Genomic DNA, 17722 nt, shown 5'->3' on the forward strand with positions numbered 1-17722 from the left:
AATAATAAAAAGAAGGGCAGTGATGTTTTTTCCTACATCACCGCCCTGTTTGTGGGTTCCTATTCCTCTTTGAAGGATGTTTTACTGCTCTTCGGGAGTAATCAACTTGTATCCCTTGCCGTGAATATTGATGATTTCAATCTGTGGATCGTCTTTCAGGTGCTTGCGCAGTTTAGTGATGTAAACGTCCATAGAACGTGCATTGAAATAATTGTCGTCAATCCAGATTGTCTTCAGTGCAAAGTCGCGCTGCAGGATCTCGTTGGCATGCGAGCAAAGCAGTGCTAACAGCTCGTTTTCCTTGGTGGTCAGTTTCGTCTGTTTGTCACCCATCGTGAGCAGTTGCTTCTGGGTGTCAAACAAGAAGTTGCCGATGTGATAGAGTGTTGACTCTTTTGTCTTTTTGCCATGTACGCGACGTAGGATAGCCTCAATACGAAATACAAGTTCTTCCATAGAGAAGGGTTTCGTGATGTAGTCGTCGGCGCCCAACTTAAAACCTTCGAGGATGTCTTCTTTCAGGGTCTTTGCCGTCAGGAAGATGATAGGCATGTCGGCATTGGCGCTACGAATTTCCTGTGCCAAAGTGAAACCGTCTTTCTTTGGCATCATCACATCAAGCACGCAGATGTCAAACTTTGTTTTCATGAATGCTTTAAAACCAGCATCGCCATCAGGACAGAGCTCAGCTTCGAAGCCTTTTGCTGCCAAGTACTCGCGAAGCAACATGCCGAGGTTTTCATCGTCCTCGCAAAGCAAGATTTTCAGTTTGTCTTCCATAATTTTCTTCTCTTTTTGTCCCCTATGTGGGGGTGGGGGAATGAACGTATGTCCCTATCCTCCGAGTTAATACTATAATATTTGTTTCTCTCTCTTTGTTTCTTTGCACCTATATAGAAAGGACTAGTTAGAACTGTTTTCTTTCAATACGGGTAATTTGACGATAAACTTGGTGCCTCGTCCGATTTCGCTCTCACATTTGATTTCACCATCGTGCAGATTGATAATCTTTTTGACGTAGGCCAAACCAAGGCCAAAGCCTTTCACGTCATGTACATTGCCTGTATGAACGCGATAAAACTTGTCGAACACTTTCTTCACGTTTTCTTTCTTAATACCAAGTCCGTTGTCTTCGATGCTGAAACACAGCAGGTCGCTACCTTCGTTCCATGTGCGGATATGGATATTGACGGGCTCGTCGGGCTTACGATACTTGACTGCATTGTCCATCAGATTGGTTATGGAGTTCTGGAAGTGCACCTCGTCAACATAGATGGCAGAGTCGATGGCTTCTATTTCTGTTGTAATTTTACCTCCGGTATGCTCTACGCGCAGGTTGAAACTGCTGGCTGTCTGCTCAAGCAGTTCGTTGAGGTCCAGTTCCTTCTTTTTGAAAGAGGCCGTCTTTCTGTCGAACATTGACATCTGGAGCACTTTCTCTACCAAGAAGCGCAGTCGTTTTGACTCGTCGTTAATCACACCGCTAAGGTGCTTCATCATGGTTTGACTCTTGGTCACACTGTCGTCGTTCATCATCTGTGCGGCCAGCGAGATGCTCGAAATTGGTGTCTTCAGCTCATGTGTCATGTTGTTGATGAAGTCGTTTTTAATCTCTGTGTAACGCTTCTGACGGAAGATTACTACTATTGTGAAGATAAATGTGAGCAGCAGTACCATGGTGAAAATCAGAGCCGGAATCATGAATCTGATAGACGAGAAGATGTATGAGCTCATGTCAGGGAAGTGGATCTTCACCACGCCCATTCTCGATGATGGGTCATTGCGGTAGAGCGTCTGTGTGTAGGTGTATTCGTCGCCTTCATCAGTATAGTCTGGACAGCGGTAAATCTCTCGTCCATCGGCCGTAGAAACGGTGAAGTGATAGGGGATGCTGATGCCGTTGTTCATAAGCTCAGAACGAATGTCCTGATCCAGCAACTTGAAGTTGATGCGCTCTTTCAACGGTTTCTCGCTGGCTGTGTACAGGATATTATAAACAACTTCGTCAAGCAGTGCTTTTTGATAGACATATCGATTGCGCACTATTTCCTGTAGTGTCTTGGCTGCTTCCAATTTCTGGTTCTTGTCCGTGTGCATGATCATTGCCTTTGGTACGGAGGCTGGCTTAGTGGTGAACGTCTTGAGTTCGAAAGCCGAATAAAAAGTTCCGTCGTCGGCAGAAACTGAGAATTGGTGGGCTTGCTGAATAGAGCCATCAAGGCTGTTCACGATGATAGAGTCTTGTGTGACCGCTTTACGCTCTACATCGTTGACGTCTTTCTCCAGATAACGCAGCGTCTCGTTCAGTTCCAAGTTGCGTGATGCCTGATAAAGACTTCGTGTTACGCTTTCATCGAACTGTTCTTTCTTCATCTTCGCCATCTCTTCGATGTAGGAGATCTGCAGAAAAAGCAGTCCTAAGAACGAGGTCACCATGACGGCAGCTATGATCCATATTGTAGATTTCTTCATCTTCTCTGCTGTTTAATAACGTCGTTGCAAAGATAACTTAAAATCCTAATCGTGATACTATTTAAGTTAAATATTTCCGTTAAATTTAACGATATTAACTAAAAACTGATTATTTAGTTTTATATATTATTCTTGATATTGCAAAATCGAATTTGTTGTGCCACATAAGAAAAGAGACTTTAAGCTGTTCAGCCTAAAGTCTCTTTGTTCAAAAAACTTATTCGATAAATGAATGTCAGTCTTCGTCCTTGGTTTCTGCCTCGTGCTCTTTGATGAGTTGCTGCTGTATGTCGTTTGGCACAAGTTCGTAGCTTGCAAACTTGGTGGTAAACGAAGCACGACCGCCCGTGATAGAGCTCAGTGCGATTGAATAGTTAGAGAGCTCTTTCAAAGGAATCTTGGCAGACAATTTCTGATAGCCAGCCTCAGTATCCATGCCCATAATAATGGCTCGGCGTCCTTGCAGGTCACTCATCACATCGCCCATATAGTCGGCAGGAACATAGACCTCCAAGTCGTAGATAGGTTCGAGTACCTTTGGACCTGCTTCGCGGAAAGCTGCTGAGAATGCATTGCGTGCTGCGAGCATAAATGAGAGCTCGTTAGAGTCAACGGGGTGCATCTTGCCGTCGTAAACAATCACGCGTACATCGCGAGCATAAGAACCGGTCAGTGGGCCTTGTTCCATGCGCTCCATCACACCCTTCAGGATGGCAGGCATGAAACGCATATCGATGGCACCGCCTACTACAGAGTTGATGAATACTAGCTTGCCGCCCCATTCCAGATCAATCTCTTCTTTGCCTTTAATGTTCATCTTGAACTCTTGGCCGTTGATTTTGAACGATGTCGGATCGGGCATACCGTCAGCATAGGGTTCTACAATCAGGTGTACTTCGCCAAACTGTCCGGCACCGCCCGACTGTTTCTTATGGCGATAGTCGGCACGAGCCATCTTGGTGATTGTCTCACGATATGGAATCTTGGGCTCCAGATATTCAATCTTGATTTTCTCGTTGTTCTCCATACGCCATTTTAAAGTGCGCAGGTGGAATTCTCCCTGACCGTGGACAATAATCTGACGCAGTTCCTTCGATTGTTCTACAACCCATGTGGGATCTTCCTGACGCATTTTGGTCAGGGCAACCATCATTTTCTCGGTCTCGGCTTCATTGACAGCCTTGATGGCACGCGAGTACTTGGAGTTGGGATATTTAATGAAATCGTAGCGCCACTCGCAGTCTTTACCGTTCAGGGCATTGCCGGTCTTCACATCTTTCAGTTTCACGGTGCAACCGATGTCTCCAGCTTTCAGCTCGTCAATGGGTATGCGGTTGGCGCCTGCACATGCGTAAATAGTGCCGATACGCTCCTTAGAACCACGGTCGGCATTGGTCAAGTCGTCGCCACTCTTTACAGAGCCGCTCATCACCTTGAAGTATTGTACTTCACCAATGTGAGGTTCAACACCTGTTTTGAAGAAATAAAGTGAAGTAGGACCAGTGCAGTCGGGAGACACTTCTTCGCCACGTGTGTTGCGCACCTTTGGCATCTCACTGACGAAAGGCACAACGTTGCCCAGGAACTCCATCAGGCGACGAACGCCCATATCCTTGCCTGCACATACGCAGAACACGGGGAAGATGCTGCGGGTGACAAGTCCTTTGCGGATACCTTCGCGCATCTCGTCTTCTGTAAGGTTCTCACTTTCGAAGAATTTCTCCATCAGCGTGTCATCATTGGCGGCAGCAGCCTCAACGAGAGCAGCATGAAGTTCTTTGGCTTTCTCCATCTGGTCGGCTGGAATATCCTCAATGATAGGAGCACCACCTTCGGGCTTCCATGAGTATTTCTTCATTAGCAGCACATCGATAACGGCATTGAAGTCTGGACCTGTTGTGATTGGATACTGTACGGGTACGCATTTCTCACCATAGATTTCCTTCATACTGTTCAGAATGGTGTCGAAGTCGCAATGCTCTTTGTCCAGCTGGTTCACTAAGAAGATGACAGGCTTCTGCAACTTTTCGGTATAGCGGAAAGCATTTTGTGTACCAACCTCGGGACCATACTGACCATTGATGAGAATGACGGCCTGATCGGTGACGTTCAGTGCTGTGATTGCTCCTCCAACAAAGTCGTCGGAACCCGGACAGTCGATGATATTCAGTTTCTTATTGTTCCATTCTACATGAAAAACAGTAGAGAACACCGAGTAGCCATATTCCTGTTCGACGGGGAAATAATCGCTCATGGTGTTCTTACCCTCTACGGTGCCGCGACGCTTAATGATGCCGGCCTCGTAAACCATTGCTTCGGCAAGAGTAGTCTTGCCGCTACCCGCACTGCCAAGCAATGCAATGTTTTTAATTTCGTTTGTCTGATAAACTTTCATTAGTGTTACAGGTTTTAGTTATTAATATTATTTGGTAATTCTTTTTCTCACCCTTAGGTTTGAGGCCTCTAAAGTACGCATTTTCTGTCTAAATACCAAAAAAAACTTTTGAAAATTAAACAAAATTAGTAATTTTGCAACTGTTATGGCAGGACTATACATTCATATTCCCTTTTGTGCGAGTCGTTGCGTGTATTGTGGTTTCTATTCAACCACACAACTTGAACTTTCTCAGAGATATGTTGATGCACTGTGCAGCGAGATGCAGAGCAGATCTTCTGAGCAGGATGTTTCCACTGTTTACCTAGGTGGAGGCACACCCTCACAACTTTCTTTTCAGCAATTAGAACAACTCTTTATATATATATATAAGGTGTATCGTGTGGATCCTTTGGCCGAAGTGACGATGGAGTGTAATCCTGACGATGTTACCCAGCAGTTTGTAGAATCTCTGGCTGAATTGCCTGTTAATAGGGTTTCGATGGGGGTGCAAACGTTCGACGACCGGCGTCTTCACTTTTTGTGTCGTCGTCATCGTGCTGGTCAGATAGCTCCTGCCGTTGACGCATTGAGAAGTTCTGGCATTGGCAATATTAGTATTGACTTGATGTATGGATTCCCCAACGAAACACTCTCGGAGTGGCATCGTGATGTAACCGAGGCCTTATCGCTCGGTGTAGAACATATTTCGGCCTATGCTCTCCAGTACGAAGAAGGTACAGCACTCTATAGGATGCTGGAGAGTGGTGAGGTGAGTGAGATTGACGAAGAGTTGGAGCGACAAATGTACTTCGACCTAATTGACCGTCTGGCTTCTGCGGGATACGAACATTACGAAATCAGTAACTTTGCTCAAGCAGGTTATCGCTCTCACCATAATTCGAACTATTGGAATCAAACGCCATACATTGGGCTTGGGGCTGCGGCTCATAGTTTTGATGGGGTTGACAGACAATGGAACGTGTCAAGTATTTCAGAATATATCAAGGGAATAGAGAGCGGTAGTCCACGTGTGGACTACGAGCGACTGGACGAAGCTACGCACTACAACGACTTGGTGATGACGGCATTGCGCACCTGCGACGGCCTCTCCTTGCAAGGGCTTAGACCACAACAGCGGGATTATTGTTTGCGAATGGCTCAAAAGTACCTTTCATGTGGCTGGCTACAACAAACTGATGACCATCTGAAACTTACGCGTGATGGTCTGTTTGTCAGCGATATGATTATGGCTGAACTGATGATGGTATAGCTATATGCTCATCAGAATGGTGCTCCTTCTGGCGGGGGGGGGAGAGGACTCCCTTCAAATGGGTCGAAACCATCGGGAATATTGCTTTCACCGTTGACGCGTGAGCCCAAAATTTCACCACTATCCTGTGGGGCTCTGTTGCTAAGGTGGGTGTCTTCTGGATTTTCAAAGCGTGTATATTCACCGCGGAAGGTCAGTAGCACATCACCGGTGGCACCCTTACGGTGCTTGGCAATAATAATTTGGGCCATGCCATGAAGATCGCGACCATTGTCGTCTTGGAAGATGTGATAATACTCAGGACGGTGAACAAACAACACCATATCGGCATCCTGCTCGATGGCTCCAGACTCACGTAAATCGCTCAGTTGCGGTCGTTTACCTTCCAATCCTTCACGACTTTCTACACCACGGTTTAACTGAGACAGAGCGAGGATAGGTATATCAAGTTCTTTGGCCAGTCCTTTCAATGAGCGTGAGATGGTTGACACTTCTTCCTGGCGTGATGAGAAACGCATGCCGTTGGCATTCATCAGCTGAAGGTAGTCAATCATGATAATCTTTACGCCATGCTCGCGCACCAGTCGGCGTGCTTTTGTGCGCAGTTCGAATACAGAAAGACCTGGGGTGTCGTCAACATAGAGTGGTGCACCCAGCAAATCGTTGATGCGCTTGTCAAGACGGTCCCACTCGTCAGGTTGCAACTGTCCGTTCAGAATCTTCGAACCTTGAATCTCACAACAGTTAGAAATTAGGCGGTTAACCAACTGCACGTTTGACATCTCAAGAGAGAAGAATGCCAAGGGTACTTTGTAGTCGGCTGCAATATTCTTGGCCATAGAAAGGGCAAACGAGGTCTTACCCATTGCAGGACGTCCTGCAATGATGACCAAGTCACTGGCCTGCCAGCCGCTGGTCATGTCATCCAATTTGTGATAGCCAGTTGGCACACCCGTTAATCCGTCAGAATTAGCCGCAGCTTTCTGGATAGCCTGCATCGCTTGACTGACAACTGGGTCAATCTGGGTGTAGTCCTTCTTCATGTTTTTCTGAGAGAGTTCGAAGAGGGCACCTTCTGCGTGCTGCATCAAGTCGTCAACATCGATGGTCTCGTCAAACGCCTTTGTCTCAATATCGCCGGCAAACTGGATGAGCTGACGTGCCAGAAACTTCTGAGCAACAATGCGTGCATGGTAGTCAACGTGGGCAGACGAAGCAACACGTGAGGATATCTCTGCAATATAACCAGGTCCGCCTGCTTCTTCCAAATGTCCGTTTTTGGCCATTTGTTCGGTGACGGTCAGTACGTCCACGGGTTTTTCGGCCATTGCGAGATCGCGGATGGCCGTATAAATCATCTGGTGACGTGGGTCATAGAAACTCTCAGGGAAGAGCATCTCGCAAACCACCGAATAAGCATCTTTATCAATGAGCAATGCTCCCAGCACGGCACGTTCTATGTCGAGCGCTTGTGGCTGTAGGTGTGCATAGGTGTTGTCAACTGGCTGTTGTTTTCTACTACGTCTGTTCGTTGTATTTTGTTCTGGCATAATTTGAAGCGTTTGAGTTGCAAAGGTACGTATTTTTTTCGATTTGATTTGTCTTTTTCCTTGAAAATGATTACTTTTGCATCAATAAATGAAAGAAAGATGATCATTTTTCCTATCGCAAAGATAAACCTTGGTTTAAATGTGGTTGAGCGTCGTCCAGATGGATATCATAATTTGGAAACTGTGTTTTTTCCTGTAGCGCTGCAAGATGCACTTGAAGTGACGGTGATGGACGAGTTGTTTCCTTCTGACTTTGATTGCGACTTGAAGGTGTCGAATTTTAAGATAGAAGGTGATGAACGAAAGAATCTGGTTGTAAAGGCTTATAACTTGTTGAAACAAGATTTTCCCAACATGCCTCGCGTGCACGCTCATTTATATAAAGCTATTCCTACACAAGCAGGAATGGGCGGAGGCAGTAGCGATTGTTCAGCAATGTTGGTGCTACTGAATCGCATGTTTGGACTAGGACTCACCGAGCAACAACTCATCGAATATGCTGCCCGTCTGGGAGCGGATTGTGCTTTCTTTGTGTTGAATACGCCTGCATATGCTGAGGGTATAGGTGAACGGTTGACGCCAATTGATGTGAACTTGAAAGGTTACTGGCTGGCTGTGGTGCGCCCTCAGATTCCAGTGCCAACAAAAGAGGCCTTTTCGCTGATTACTCCTTCTCGTCCAGAAAAGAACTGTAGAGATGTCGTCATGCAGCCTGTCAGTACATGGCGCCAATATTTGAAAAATGATTTCGAGAAGAGTGTTTTTGCGCTTCATCCAGAAATTGGCGCTATCAAACAGCATTTTTACGATATGGGTGCTGACTATGCTGCTATGAGTGGCAGTGGCAGTGCCGTATTTGGCATATTCAGTCACAAGCCTTCTTTAGAATCGGAGTTTGATGGGATGTTCAAGCAGACGCTTAAACTCTAATCCTCAATAATGCCTGCCTTCTGCCATTGTTCTATGAGTTGACTGACATCTAGCGAGGCTTTTTCTTTACTGACCTCGTATTCGTCCAATAAAAGTTCTATAAGGGTGTCGGCTGTAAAGTCGATGCCCTGAATTTTGTTCCACAGGTATGCAGCCGACTCATTCATGCTGATGATTCGACTGAAGTCTATATTTTCGATACCCTCGGCAACAATTATATTTTCGCCGCAGATGGTGCGGAGTTTAAATCCTTTCTTCGTCTTCATATTCTTAGATACGTTTATTACTCAATACAAATATTTATTTCCTCCATCTTTGTGGAATGTGTGGATGCAGAGCAAACAGCACATATCGTCTGATGGGGTAGAGACGTGTCCACCACCAAGAGTAGATACGCCATTTCCGACCTGTCGTACTTTCTAGTTTGTTGCATCCTTTGCGGTAGAAGCCGATGGCTATGGCTTGAATATCTGTCATCATGCAGTTTTCATCGTTTAAATTGCCATCCCCCCTGAGTGTTACCTCCTCACCGTTAATAGCGATGATGCGATGTAGCACAAAACAACCTTTGGATATTTCTGCCAAAACAACATCGCCAACATCATAGTGGTCGGCTATCTTCAAGAGTGCCTTGTCGCGTCCGTCTTCCAAAAATGGTCGCATGCTGCGTCCACGTAGTGACAAAGTGGCCGTATGACCTTCCTTCAGCAGACTCACCATTTGAGGAAGGAACTGACAGTTGGCCATCTGGATGGTTCTTATGTTACAATCGTCTTGTGGCATAGTCTTGCAGCTTCTTCGTTTGGCAGACAGTGAAGCGTGTAAATGGGTAGCTGTTCAATCAGATGTGTGAGATCCTCGCATAGATTGTTGTGAATCTCTGCATCCCACATCATACTTGAACAGGCTGGCAACAACGATGCAAATGCACGTACTGGGTCTAATCTTTCAATACTGTTTTCTAATGCCCTGCTGATGTTGGTGATGGCAGCCAGCCTTACTTTCATATTACGGTAGCAAGGAGTCTTTCCGCTCCAGGGTGAGCCGTAGATAAATGCCTGATCATTGATGATGCGTATGATGGGGTTGTCATCGTTCAACAGCTCAGATCCTTCGATATATTTCAACCAGAGTGACGTGTGAGTGCTCTTACCTGTGCCACTCTTTGCGGTGAAAGGAAATCCCCATGAACCATATTTTATACATGATGCATGTATCAGGATAGTGTGATGAAAGGCACCGGCAAAGGCATAGATAAGCATCAGTGCATCATTCAAGCCGAACGAGCGCATAGTCCAATCACCATTAAGGGCACATTGGCATTCTGTGAATCTGTTGTTGCATATCAGCAGGCAACAGTCGCGATTGTGTATGTCGCGTATGATGTATTGATAGCCTCCATCAACGAGCTTGTAAACAAGCGTATCGCCATTGCCCGTATCAAATTTCCGCACCAGCGTTTTCTCTTTTCTCGGCAACAATGTGTCATCGATGGTTAAGGTGAAGAGCATTTGACCTTGTGGCTTTTCTGCTTTGAACTCATTGAACGAAGGCAAGAGTTCTATCGTGTTTTCCTGCCCGTCAGCAAATCTGATGCAGATGTTGTGTTCGGCTATTGTGAAATAGTGACTATTTCTCATCTTCGCTGGCATCGTAGGCCTTAAACTTGAAATCACTGCTATTCAGGTAGCGCAGGTCGAAGTGTGCTTTGCCGTCTTTGCCCGGCATGTATAGACGTTTCATTTTGAGATATTTTTTCTCAAGTTTGGCGCGCTCCTTATTATAAAACACTATGCAGGTGCGGTGTGGCATCTGATGTTTTTGTTCCATATAGTCGCGCATCTGATATGAGTAGCTGTCTCGCCCAACCAAGAAATTAGTCTTCTTGTCTATCCATGCACTGTCAACCTCCTGAATATTCGTAAAGTGAACAATAGTATCGTTAAACGATGCAGCAATGCCAAAGACATACATCTTTGGTACAACCACCTTTTTGGCTGTAGCTGTTGTGGCGGTACTAAAGACTGCTGCCAACAACAGAATGAGTGATATGTGTTTCAAAACTTTCTATTTGTTGTGTGTTAATATTCTATCGAAATCGCTACGCCCCCAAATAGCTGAGCAACACTTTGTTCCTTGAGTTGCAGCGCAGACGGCGGATAGCCTTCTCTTTAATCTGTCTCACACGTTCACGAGTCAGACCGAAGTGTGCGCCAATCTCTTCTAGTGTCATCTCTGGCTGATCTATACCAAAGAATGCCATGATGATGTCGCGTTCGCGTTCGTTCAGCTCTTTCAGCACATCTCTTATCTCCGACTGTAACGACTCTTGTAAGAGTTCGCGGTCGGCCGATGGCGAACTGTCGTTTACAAGTACATCCAGTAGTGAGCTTTCCTCACCGTCGGCAAAGGGAGCATCTACCGATACTTGTTTTCCGGAAATATTGATGGCTTCATCAATTTTCTCCATCGGCAGATCTATGTGTTCTGACAACTCGCGGGCCGAGGGGCGGCGTTCGTTCTCTTGTTCAAATTTGCTTGCTACCCTGTTTATCTTGTTCATTGACCCCACCTGGTTAAGTGGTAGTCTCACAATGCGGCTTTGTTCTGCAATGGCTTGCAGTATGCTTTGTCTAATCCACCACACCGCATAGGATATAAACTTGAAACCACGCGTCTCATCGAATTTCTCTGCGGCTTTAATTAGTCCCAAGTTGCCCTCGTTGATGAGGTCGGGTAGGGATAGCCCTTGATTCTGGTACTGTTTGGCAACTGAGACAACAAATCTCAGGTTTGCTTTTGTCAGCTTCTCTAGCGCCTTCCTGTCGCCTTTGCGAATCAGTTGTGCCAATTCTACTTCTTCCTCCGTGCTAATCATCGACTCTTTGCCGATTTCTTGGAGGTATTTGTCGAGAGCTTCGCTCTCACGGTTAGTGATTGATTTGGTAATTTTAAGTTGTCTCATCAGGTACCAGTGTTAAAGTCTATTGGGTACAAAATTAGTAAAGAGAAGGGAGGAAAAAGTATTTTGTCTTAACTTTTTTCCTCCCTTTAGTGTTTTTTAACAGAATGATGTCGTTACTCGCTCAACTGAACAACGAAATAACCACGTTTGCCTGTTGGGAAGAGACCCTTGATGATGAGCACTGGCTCTTTAGATGTAGAAGCTTCTTTAACGATTTCTTGAAGGTCTTCAACAGACTTTATCTGTTCGTCATTAACTCGCTGAATAATGAATCCCTTGGGTACACCGGCTTCTTTCATTTTTCCAGCATTCACCTTCAGAACTTCCAGTCCATAAGTAATTTCAAGTTGTTCCTTTTGTGCTTTTGTGATTTCGCGGAAATCGGCTCCCAGCACATCTATGTCGGCATTCTTCACAATCTTTGTATTGCCTTGCTCATTACGCAGTGTGACGGTTTTTGTTTGCTTTTTCTTGTTGTGCAGGTATGTCAGCGTGACCTTGTCACCAGGTCGTTTCTGTGCTAGTAATCCCGACAACTCACCAAACTTTGTCAGCTTCTTACCGTCCACCTCGATGATGATGTCGCCTTTCTCGATACCAGCTTCAGCGGCAGCACTTTCTTCCATGACCTCAGCTACATAGATGCCTTCCATAGTGCCATAGTCGGTGGGCTCCTTTCCTTCCTCTTTCTCGTAGTCCACCTGAGACTTAACATCTTGTCCGCTAATGCCAATCATAGCACGCTGTACGGTGCCGTACTTCTTCAGGTCTTCCACTACTTTGTTCATCATTGTCGTAGGAATGGCAAATCCGTAACCACTATACGAGCCAGTTTGCGAGTATAGCATGGCGTTGATGCCAATCAGTTCGCCGTTGGTGTTGACCAAAGCGCCACCAGAGTTTCCTGCGTTGATGGCTGCGTCGGTCTGTATGAAGCTCTCCACACCGTTAGCACGAAGTGTGCGAGCCTTAGCCGAGATGATACCTGCAGTCACTGTGTTGTTCAGGCCAAGAGGATTACCGATGGCCAGTACCCATTCGCCAACTTTCACATTGTCGCTATTGGCAATGCGGATGGCAGGAAGGTTTTTGCCGTCAATCTTGATGAGAGCCAGGTCGGTGGTTTTGTCGGCTCCGATGATGCGTGCCGAGTATTCCTTGCTATCCGAAAGGGTGACTGTTAGTTCATCGGCACCATCCACCACATGGTTGTTGGTCACGATATAGCCATCGGGAGAGATGATGACGCCGCTACCAGTGGCTGTCTTTTTTGGTGTCTGCACCTTCTGTTTGTGTGTGCCACCTTGTCCACGCTGTCCTCGTCCGAAGAATCCACCGAATGGATCAGAGAAGAAGTCTTCAAATGGGTCGCTCTGTACCTCTACGGTCTGAATCTTTGAGTTCTGCACATATTTAATATGTACAACTGATGGCAGAGCCTTTTCTGCGGCATATGTTAGATCTACGGGCTGTGCGGCCGGCAGGTTGGATACTTCGGTGGTCTCTGGATTGGCAGCCTGTATGTTGGCTGCGTTTGTCTGGTTGAAGGCTGCTACCGAGAATACGATGGCCGTCAGGCTGATGGCCGGGATGACATAATTAGCAATCTTTTTCTTATCCATAATCTTCATATTAGTGTTAATGTTTATATTTTCTTTTAAACCTTTGATGCAAATATATTGCAAAAGTTTAAAAACTGACAAATTGTCCGTTCTTTTTGTCTGAATTTAACATTTCGAAGCATCTCTTTAATGTCCGTTTGCGGCTGCTAATAGATTTTTTACATTCGTTTAATTCTTTAATTTAAACAAAAATTAGCACCATTTCAAAAAAAAGTATTACCTTTGCATGCGCGAAAGCAGCGTTCTGGCTTGCCGCTGGTGTTTCTGAAAGGAGAGACGAGAGGAAAGTCCGGGCAGCATAGGGTGCTCCACTTCTGAAAGTAGAAGCAGTTGGTAACAGCTGGATATGGAAGAAGAAAACAACCGCCTATTATATATAATAGGTAAGGGTGAGAAGGAGGTGTAAGAGACCACCAGCCAGCGGGTGATCGTTGGGCTGTTCCATCTGGAGGCTGCAAGTTCATGTAAACCATCGACATGTGAGGGTTGCCCGCCCGAGTTCCTTTTGGGGATGCGATGGAGGGTAGGACGCTAGAGACGTTTGGTGACATACGTAGTAGATAAATGGCAGGCGCTGACTATTTGTCAGTACAGAACCCGGCTTATAGGGACGCTGCTTTCGTTTTTTTTCTTTAAACTACATGATTAACCTCGATGAAGTTAAAAGTTAGAAACCTTCAACAGTCTTCCGTCTATAAGATAGCCTATCTTGCTATTCGCTTTTTCACTAAGGAACGAGTCGTTAATCAGGCTTCGGCTCTGACCTACAGTACACTGCTAGCCATTGTGCCCATCATGGCAGTCATCTTTGCCATCGCTCGTGGTTTTGGTTATAATCGCTATATAGAGTTATGGTTTCGCGATGCTTTCTCGTCGCAGCCTCAGGTGGCCGATGTCATCATTGGTTTTGTGAATAGCTATTTAGTACACACCAAGAGTGGCATTTTCTTGGGTGTCGGTCTTATCTTTATGCTCTATACCGTGATGCTGCTGGTTAATCACATTGAAATTGCCTTCAATGAGATTTGGCAGGTGAAGCGGAAGCGCAGCATCTTTCGCACAGTGACTGATTATTTTGCCATGTTCTTCCTCTTTCCAATCTTTATTGTTATCTCTACTGGCATTAGTCTTTTTCTTGCCACGATGGCCAATTCGATGACTGATTTCCTGCTGCTGGGGTCGTTTGTTCGCAAACTTATAGACATGTCGCCCTATATGCTCATGTCGTTAATGTTTATTGGTTTGTATGTGTTTATGCCCAATACGCATGTCAAAGTGAAAAATGCCATTATTCCAGGCATTCTGTCTGGCATTGCCATGCAGTTGGTACAGTTTTTCTATATTCATTCTCAGATGTGGGTGACGGGATATAACGCCATCTATGGTTCGTTTGCTGCCCTGCCAATGTTCATGTTGTGGGTGCAGATATCGTGGAACATTTGTCTTTTTGGTGCCGAACTAACTTACACATCGCAAAATTTTGACTTCTATGTCTATAATGGACGTACCGAGGATATCAGTCATCGCTACCAACTGATGCTTTGTGCCTTGCTCATGAGTATCGTGTGTCGTCGTTTCGCCGATGGACGCAAGGGACCCACTGCAGAAGAACTGCGACAAGCATCGGGCATACCTATCCGCATTGTCTATGATCTTTTGTATCGATTGCAAGAGTCTCACCTGCTGATAGAAATCACTCCCGATGAGAAAGGCGACGAGTCGCGCTATCTTCCTGCCGAGAGTCTTGACAATTTGAGCGTAGGTGTTATGGTAGATCGACTTGAGGCTCAAGGCCGATGGCAGTTAGACTTGCCTGTGACCAACTTGTTGACAGATGAGTGGTCAAGAGCCATCGTGCAACGAAATGCCTACTTGCGTCGTTCTCGCGACATTCGTCTCGAATCTCTCTATAAAGGGGAATAAAAACACTCGTGCGACGCATCCTTTTCTTGGGAGGCATCGCACACTGTTCACATAGGAAAGTAGCTTCGTATGTAAAATTTGAGATAAAGATAGAGGTTATATTAAACCACTATATTTATTGCAAGCAGCCTGACACGCGCGTGCCTTCAGTTGCAGAAATACTAACTACATTAAGGGTTGATTTTATAATTAGTTAATAGTGGTTAGGTCCATTTGCTTTGAATACTTTGCAAAGGTATGAAGTTTTTTGCTATGTGCCAAATTATCTCTCATTTTTCGGGGGCGTAATATCAAAAAGTGATGAAAGTAAATAAAATGATTGCATTCCTTTTAAGTGGGGATGCAGCGTTTTCATTAGTGCATCCCCTCTATTTCAATATCCCCGATGCGGATATATCCGTCGGCACCGCCATTAGTGACGTTCAGTCGGACGTATCGTGCTTGTCTGGGAGTGATGGTGACATCGGTTACAGGAGCCGTATTGCCTGTGTGTGTGCCGATTGTGGTCCATGTTTCACCGTCCATGCTGATCTCCATGGTGAAGTCGCGAGTGTTTAATTCTGCATCGAGCCCCGAAGTTTCTGCATGGCGTATCACATAGCGGCTGATTTCGTAGGGTTCTTTGAAGTCCATCAGAATCCAGCTCTGCTGATTTGCCATACGAGAAATCCAGATGTTGCCTGTCGAGGGCGAGCCGTCGGCGGCATATCTTGCTGGTGTCTTTGCTGCAGAAGAGGTGATTGTCATGTCTTCCAACATGGTGATGTTGAAAGGCATGTGATTGGCTTCGCGATAGTAGCTAAACCAGTGGTCTGCACGCACAATGCTGACGTTGCCGGGTGAAAGTGTGTTTAGCTTCTCCTTGAGTGCCACTAATTTGTCGGGACCGACGTCCCACACGGTGACCTGTCCGGTTACGAACATAGGTTTCTTGCCATCGAAGTTGCTGATGTCGCGATTGAAGAAGTCGTTGACCACATCAGCGCTATTGGCATAACATGGGTAGAGGGGTGCAATGGGCAAGCTCCCAGATTGTATTTTTCCAGTCAGTCGCCCGTTTTGTCGTTCCCAGTCGTTGATGGTTAGTCCGTAGAGATAAGAGCAGTTTTTAGCATAACATGCTCCTTGGTTATTACTGATATTGTCCCAGATGGTGATGATGCGTAGTCCTGTCTTCTCCAGATAGCGTTGTGTAAGTTGGGTGTATTTGTCAAACAGTTCAGTCTTGAGCATATGACTATAGTACACCTTGTTGTGGGCATCGTATGGCATAGCATAGCCCAGTCCAGACGGTCCGCAGACAAAGCAGTCGTTGGTTGATGCCTTGCCATAGTAGTAGTTTAGCATGCCAGGAGCAATGTCGGCTAGTGCAGGGCTGATGGTCCAGTTCATGGGCATCTGTCCGCGACCTCCTTGTTCGAAAATCTTGGCCATGGCGTGCTGACAATATTGTATGTTGTCGCCATCACTGATATATACGGCTGCATAGATTTTATTCTCTAGCTTGGGGCGCTTGGGCACCGGAGCAATCTTGATTGGTTTGTTGACGGCAGAATAGATGGTGGCATTCTCGAAGAAGTCCGCTGGGACGGTTGACAGACCGTATCTTGTTGCCTCGCCCACGCCCGATCGCTCTTCGGGGTACCATCCTAACACGATGTCGCGTCCGGGAGTCATGTCGGCCAGCATTTTGTCCAACACGTTTCGTTCACTCTGTATGCGTGGGTCCAGCCAAACACATGCAGATCCGCATGCAGCACCGATGTCGTGTACGTAGGGGATGGTAGGGTTCAGGCTTATTAACAATCGATGGTTGCAGCGCTTCCAGTAGTTGTCGTAGAGGTAAGTATAGATGTCGGTGGCTGTACTCATGGTGAGTTGCGTCAGATCGACCTTTACAGGCAGTTGAATGCCATTGGCCTCAAGTTTTTCTTTCACCTCAGGTGTCACGGGCAATAGTCTGTCAAGTCCGCCAATGGTAACAGCCAGGTTGGCATAATGGTCGCTCAACTCATTAGTGTAGAGCACTAGTCCGTTGAGCTCTTCCATATAAGACTTCACCAGTTCGTAGGGATTTCCTGTTGAAATGGCACTCGTTCTCAGTCCGTTGGCAGATGGCCATGTGCTTTGTGGCTCTTCATTGTGGTTATAGAGCAGAATACGCGGACAGGTGCGGTTGACGATGCCTTGCAGTGTGCAGAACATCACGCGTTCGGCATTGCCCAGTCGTGCGGCAGGCATGTCGAGCGTCTTGATCGTAGAGGCCGGTGGTAACAGATGTGGCAGCAGTCGATCGTCGGGCCAGAATAGCTCGTCTGTTTCCAGAATGTGCTGTCCCATACTGTTGGTATGATAGAGCGTGTCAGCAAACGAAATGTCCTTCACCTCGTCCACACTGGTGCGCATCTGTGCACCGTTGATCAGTTTCATGATCATGGTTGCAGGCTGGCTCTGGGTTTCACTCGAAGGTTGTTGCAGATGGTTAATGTCAAATGGTAGAAACTTGATTTGGTCTAGTTCTGCTACTCGTGTTTTACTACTGCTACCGTTGGTTTTCAGTATGCTCATCACTTTTTCTTGAGCCTCTATACTATTTAAGGCTCCTAGCAATAT

Annotated in this window: 14 protein-coding genes and 1 other RNA gene; 4 read left to right on the top strand and 11 right to left on the bottom strand. The window is 46.1% G+C overall.

The window, feature by feature from the left end; translation table 11 throughout:
- Positions 1–81: 81 nt before the first annotated feature.
- From L6472_RS06390 to L6472_RS06400, 3 genes are all read right to left on the bottom strand, one after another.
- Positions 82–780 carry a response regulator transcription factor gene (locus L6472_RS06390; RefSeq protein ID WP_237807870.1) on the bottom strand — a complete coding sequence of 233 codons (699 nt, stop codon included), beginning with the start codon at positions 778–780 and terminating at the stop codon, positions 82–84.
- Between the two features lie 123 nt (positions 781–903).
- Complete coding sequence (locus tag L6472_RS06395) at positions 904–2472, bottom strand: sensor histidine kinase KdpD (protein ID WP_237807871.1); 1569 nt, start codon at positions 2470–2472, stop codon at positions 904–906.
- Positions 2473–2707: 235 nt separating this feature from the next.
- Positions 2708–4867, bottom strand: coding sequence for a translation factor GTPase family protein (locus L6472_RS06400; protein WP_237807872.1), 2160 nt, complete (start codon positions 4865–4867; stop codon positions 2708–2710).
- Positions 4868–5012: 145 nt separating this feature from the next.
- On the opposite strand from L6472_RS06400, the gene hemW reads away from it, so the two are divergent.
- A complete protein-coding gene (gene hemW / locus L6472_RS06405; protein ID WP_237807873.1) occupies positions 5013–6119 on the top strand; it encodes a radical SAM family heme chaperone HemW in 1107 nt (368 codons plus the stop codon).
- A gap of 11 nt (positions 6120–6130) precedes the next feature.
- Here hemW and dnaB read toward each other — a convergent pair whose 3' ends face one another.
- On the bottom strand, positions 6131–7669 hold the full coding sequence (gene dnaB, locus L6472_RS06410; protein ID WP_237807874.1) for a replicative DNA helicase: 1539 nt from the start codon (positions 7667–7669) through the stop codon (positions 6131–6133).
- Between the two features lie 99 nt (positions 7670–7768).
- Here dnaB and ispE point away from each other — a divergent pair, with 99 nt between their 5' ends.
- The gene (gene ispE, locus L6472_RS06415; protein ID WP_237807875.1) at positions 7769–8599 is read left to right on the top strand and encodes a 4-(cytidine 5'-diphospho)-2-C-methyl-D-erythritol kinase; all 831 of its coding nucleotides are present in this window, start codon (positions 7769–7771) and stop codon (positions 8597–8599) included.
- On the opposite strand, the gene L6472_RS06420 is transcribed toward ispE, so the two are convergent.
- From L6472_RS06420 to L6472_RS06445, 6 genes are all read right to left on the bottom strand, one after another.
- Positions 8596–8865, bottom strand: a complete 270-nt coding sequence (locus tag L6472_RS06420) for a PqqD family protein (protein ID WP_237807876.1) — start codon at positions 8863–8865, stop codon at positions 8596–8598. The two genes, ispE and L6472_RS06420, sit on opposite strands and share 4 nt — an antisense overlap.
- A gap of 34 nt (positions 8866–8899) precedes the next feature.
- A complete protein-coding gene (locus tag L6472_RS06425; RefSeq protein ID WP_237807878.1) occupies positions 8900–9382 on the bottom strand; it encodes a S24/S26 family peptidase in 483 nt (160 codons plus the stop codon).
- A complete protein-coding gene (locus L6472_RS06430) occupies positions 9358–10239 on the bottom strand; it encodes a hypothetical protein (protein ID WP_237807879.1) in 882 nt (293 codons plus the stop codon). Before L6472_RS06430 ends, L6472_RS06425 begins: the two co-directional genes overlap by 25 nt.
- Positions 10229–10660, bottom strand: a complete 432-nt coding sequence (locus tag L6472_RS06435; RefSeq protein ID WP_237807881.1) for a hypothetical protein — start codon at positions 10658–10660, stop codon at positions 10229–10231. The genes L6472_RS06430 and L6472_RS06435 overlap by 11 nt, the downstream gene beginning before the upstream one ends.
- A 40-nt stretch (positions 10661–10700) precedes the next feature.
- Positions 10701–11564: an RNA polymerase sigma factor RpoD/SigA gene (locus L6472_RS06440; protein ID WP_237807883.1), complete on the bottom strand. Its 864-nt coding sequence runs from the start codon at positions 11562–11564 to the stop codon at positions 10701–10703.
- A gap of 113 nt (positions 11565–11677) precedes the next feature.
- On the bottom strand, positions 11678–13186 hold the full coding sequence (locus L6472_RS06445; RefSeq protein WP_237807885.1) for a Do family serine endopeptidase: 1509 nt from the start codon (positions 13184–13186) through the stop codon (positions 11678–11680).
- 236 nt (positions 13187–13422) lie between these two features.
- Here L6472_RS06445 and rnpB point away from each other — a divergent pair.
- An RNA gene (gene rnpB, locus L6472_RS06450) (RNase P RNA component class A) lies at positions 13423–13807 on the top strand.
- A 33-nt stretch (positions 13808–13840) separates the two neighbouring features.
- Positions 13841–15109 (top strand): YihY/virulence factor BrkB family protein, encoded by a 1269-nt coding sequence (locus L6472_RS06455; RefSeq protein ID WP_237807886.1) that lies wholly within the window; start codon positions 13841–13843, stop codon positions 15107–15109.
- A 354-nt stretch (positions 15110–15463) separates the two neighbouring features.
- Here L6472_RS06455 and L6472_RS06460 read toward each other — a convergent pair whose 3' ends face one another.
- Positions 15464–17677 carry a discoidin domain-containing protein gene (locus tag L6472_RS06460; protein WP_237807887.1) on the bottom strand — a complete coding sequence of 738 codons (2214 nt, stop codon included), beginning with the start codon at positions 17675–17677 and terminating at the stop codon, positions 15464–15466.
- Between the last annotated feature and the right edge of the window lie 45 nt (positions 17678–17722).

Source organism: Prevotella sp. E13-17 (assembly GCF_022024035.1).
Taxonomy (GTDB): Bacteria; Bacteroidota; Bacteroidia; order Bacteroidales; family Bacteroidaceae; genus Prevotella.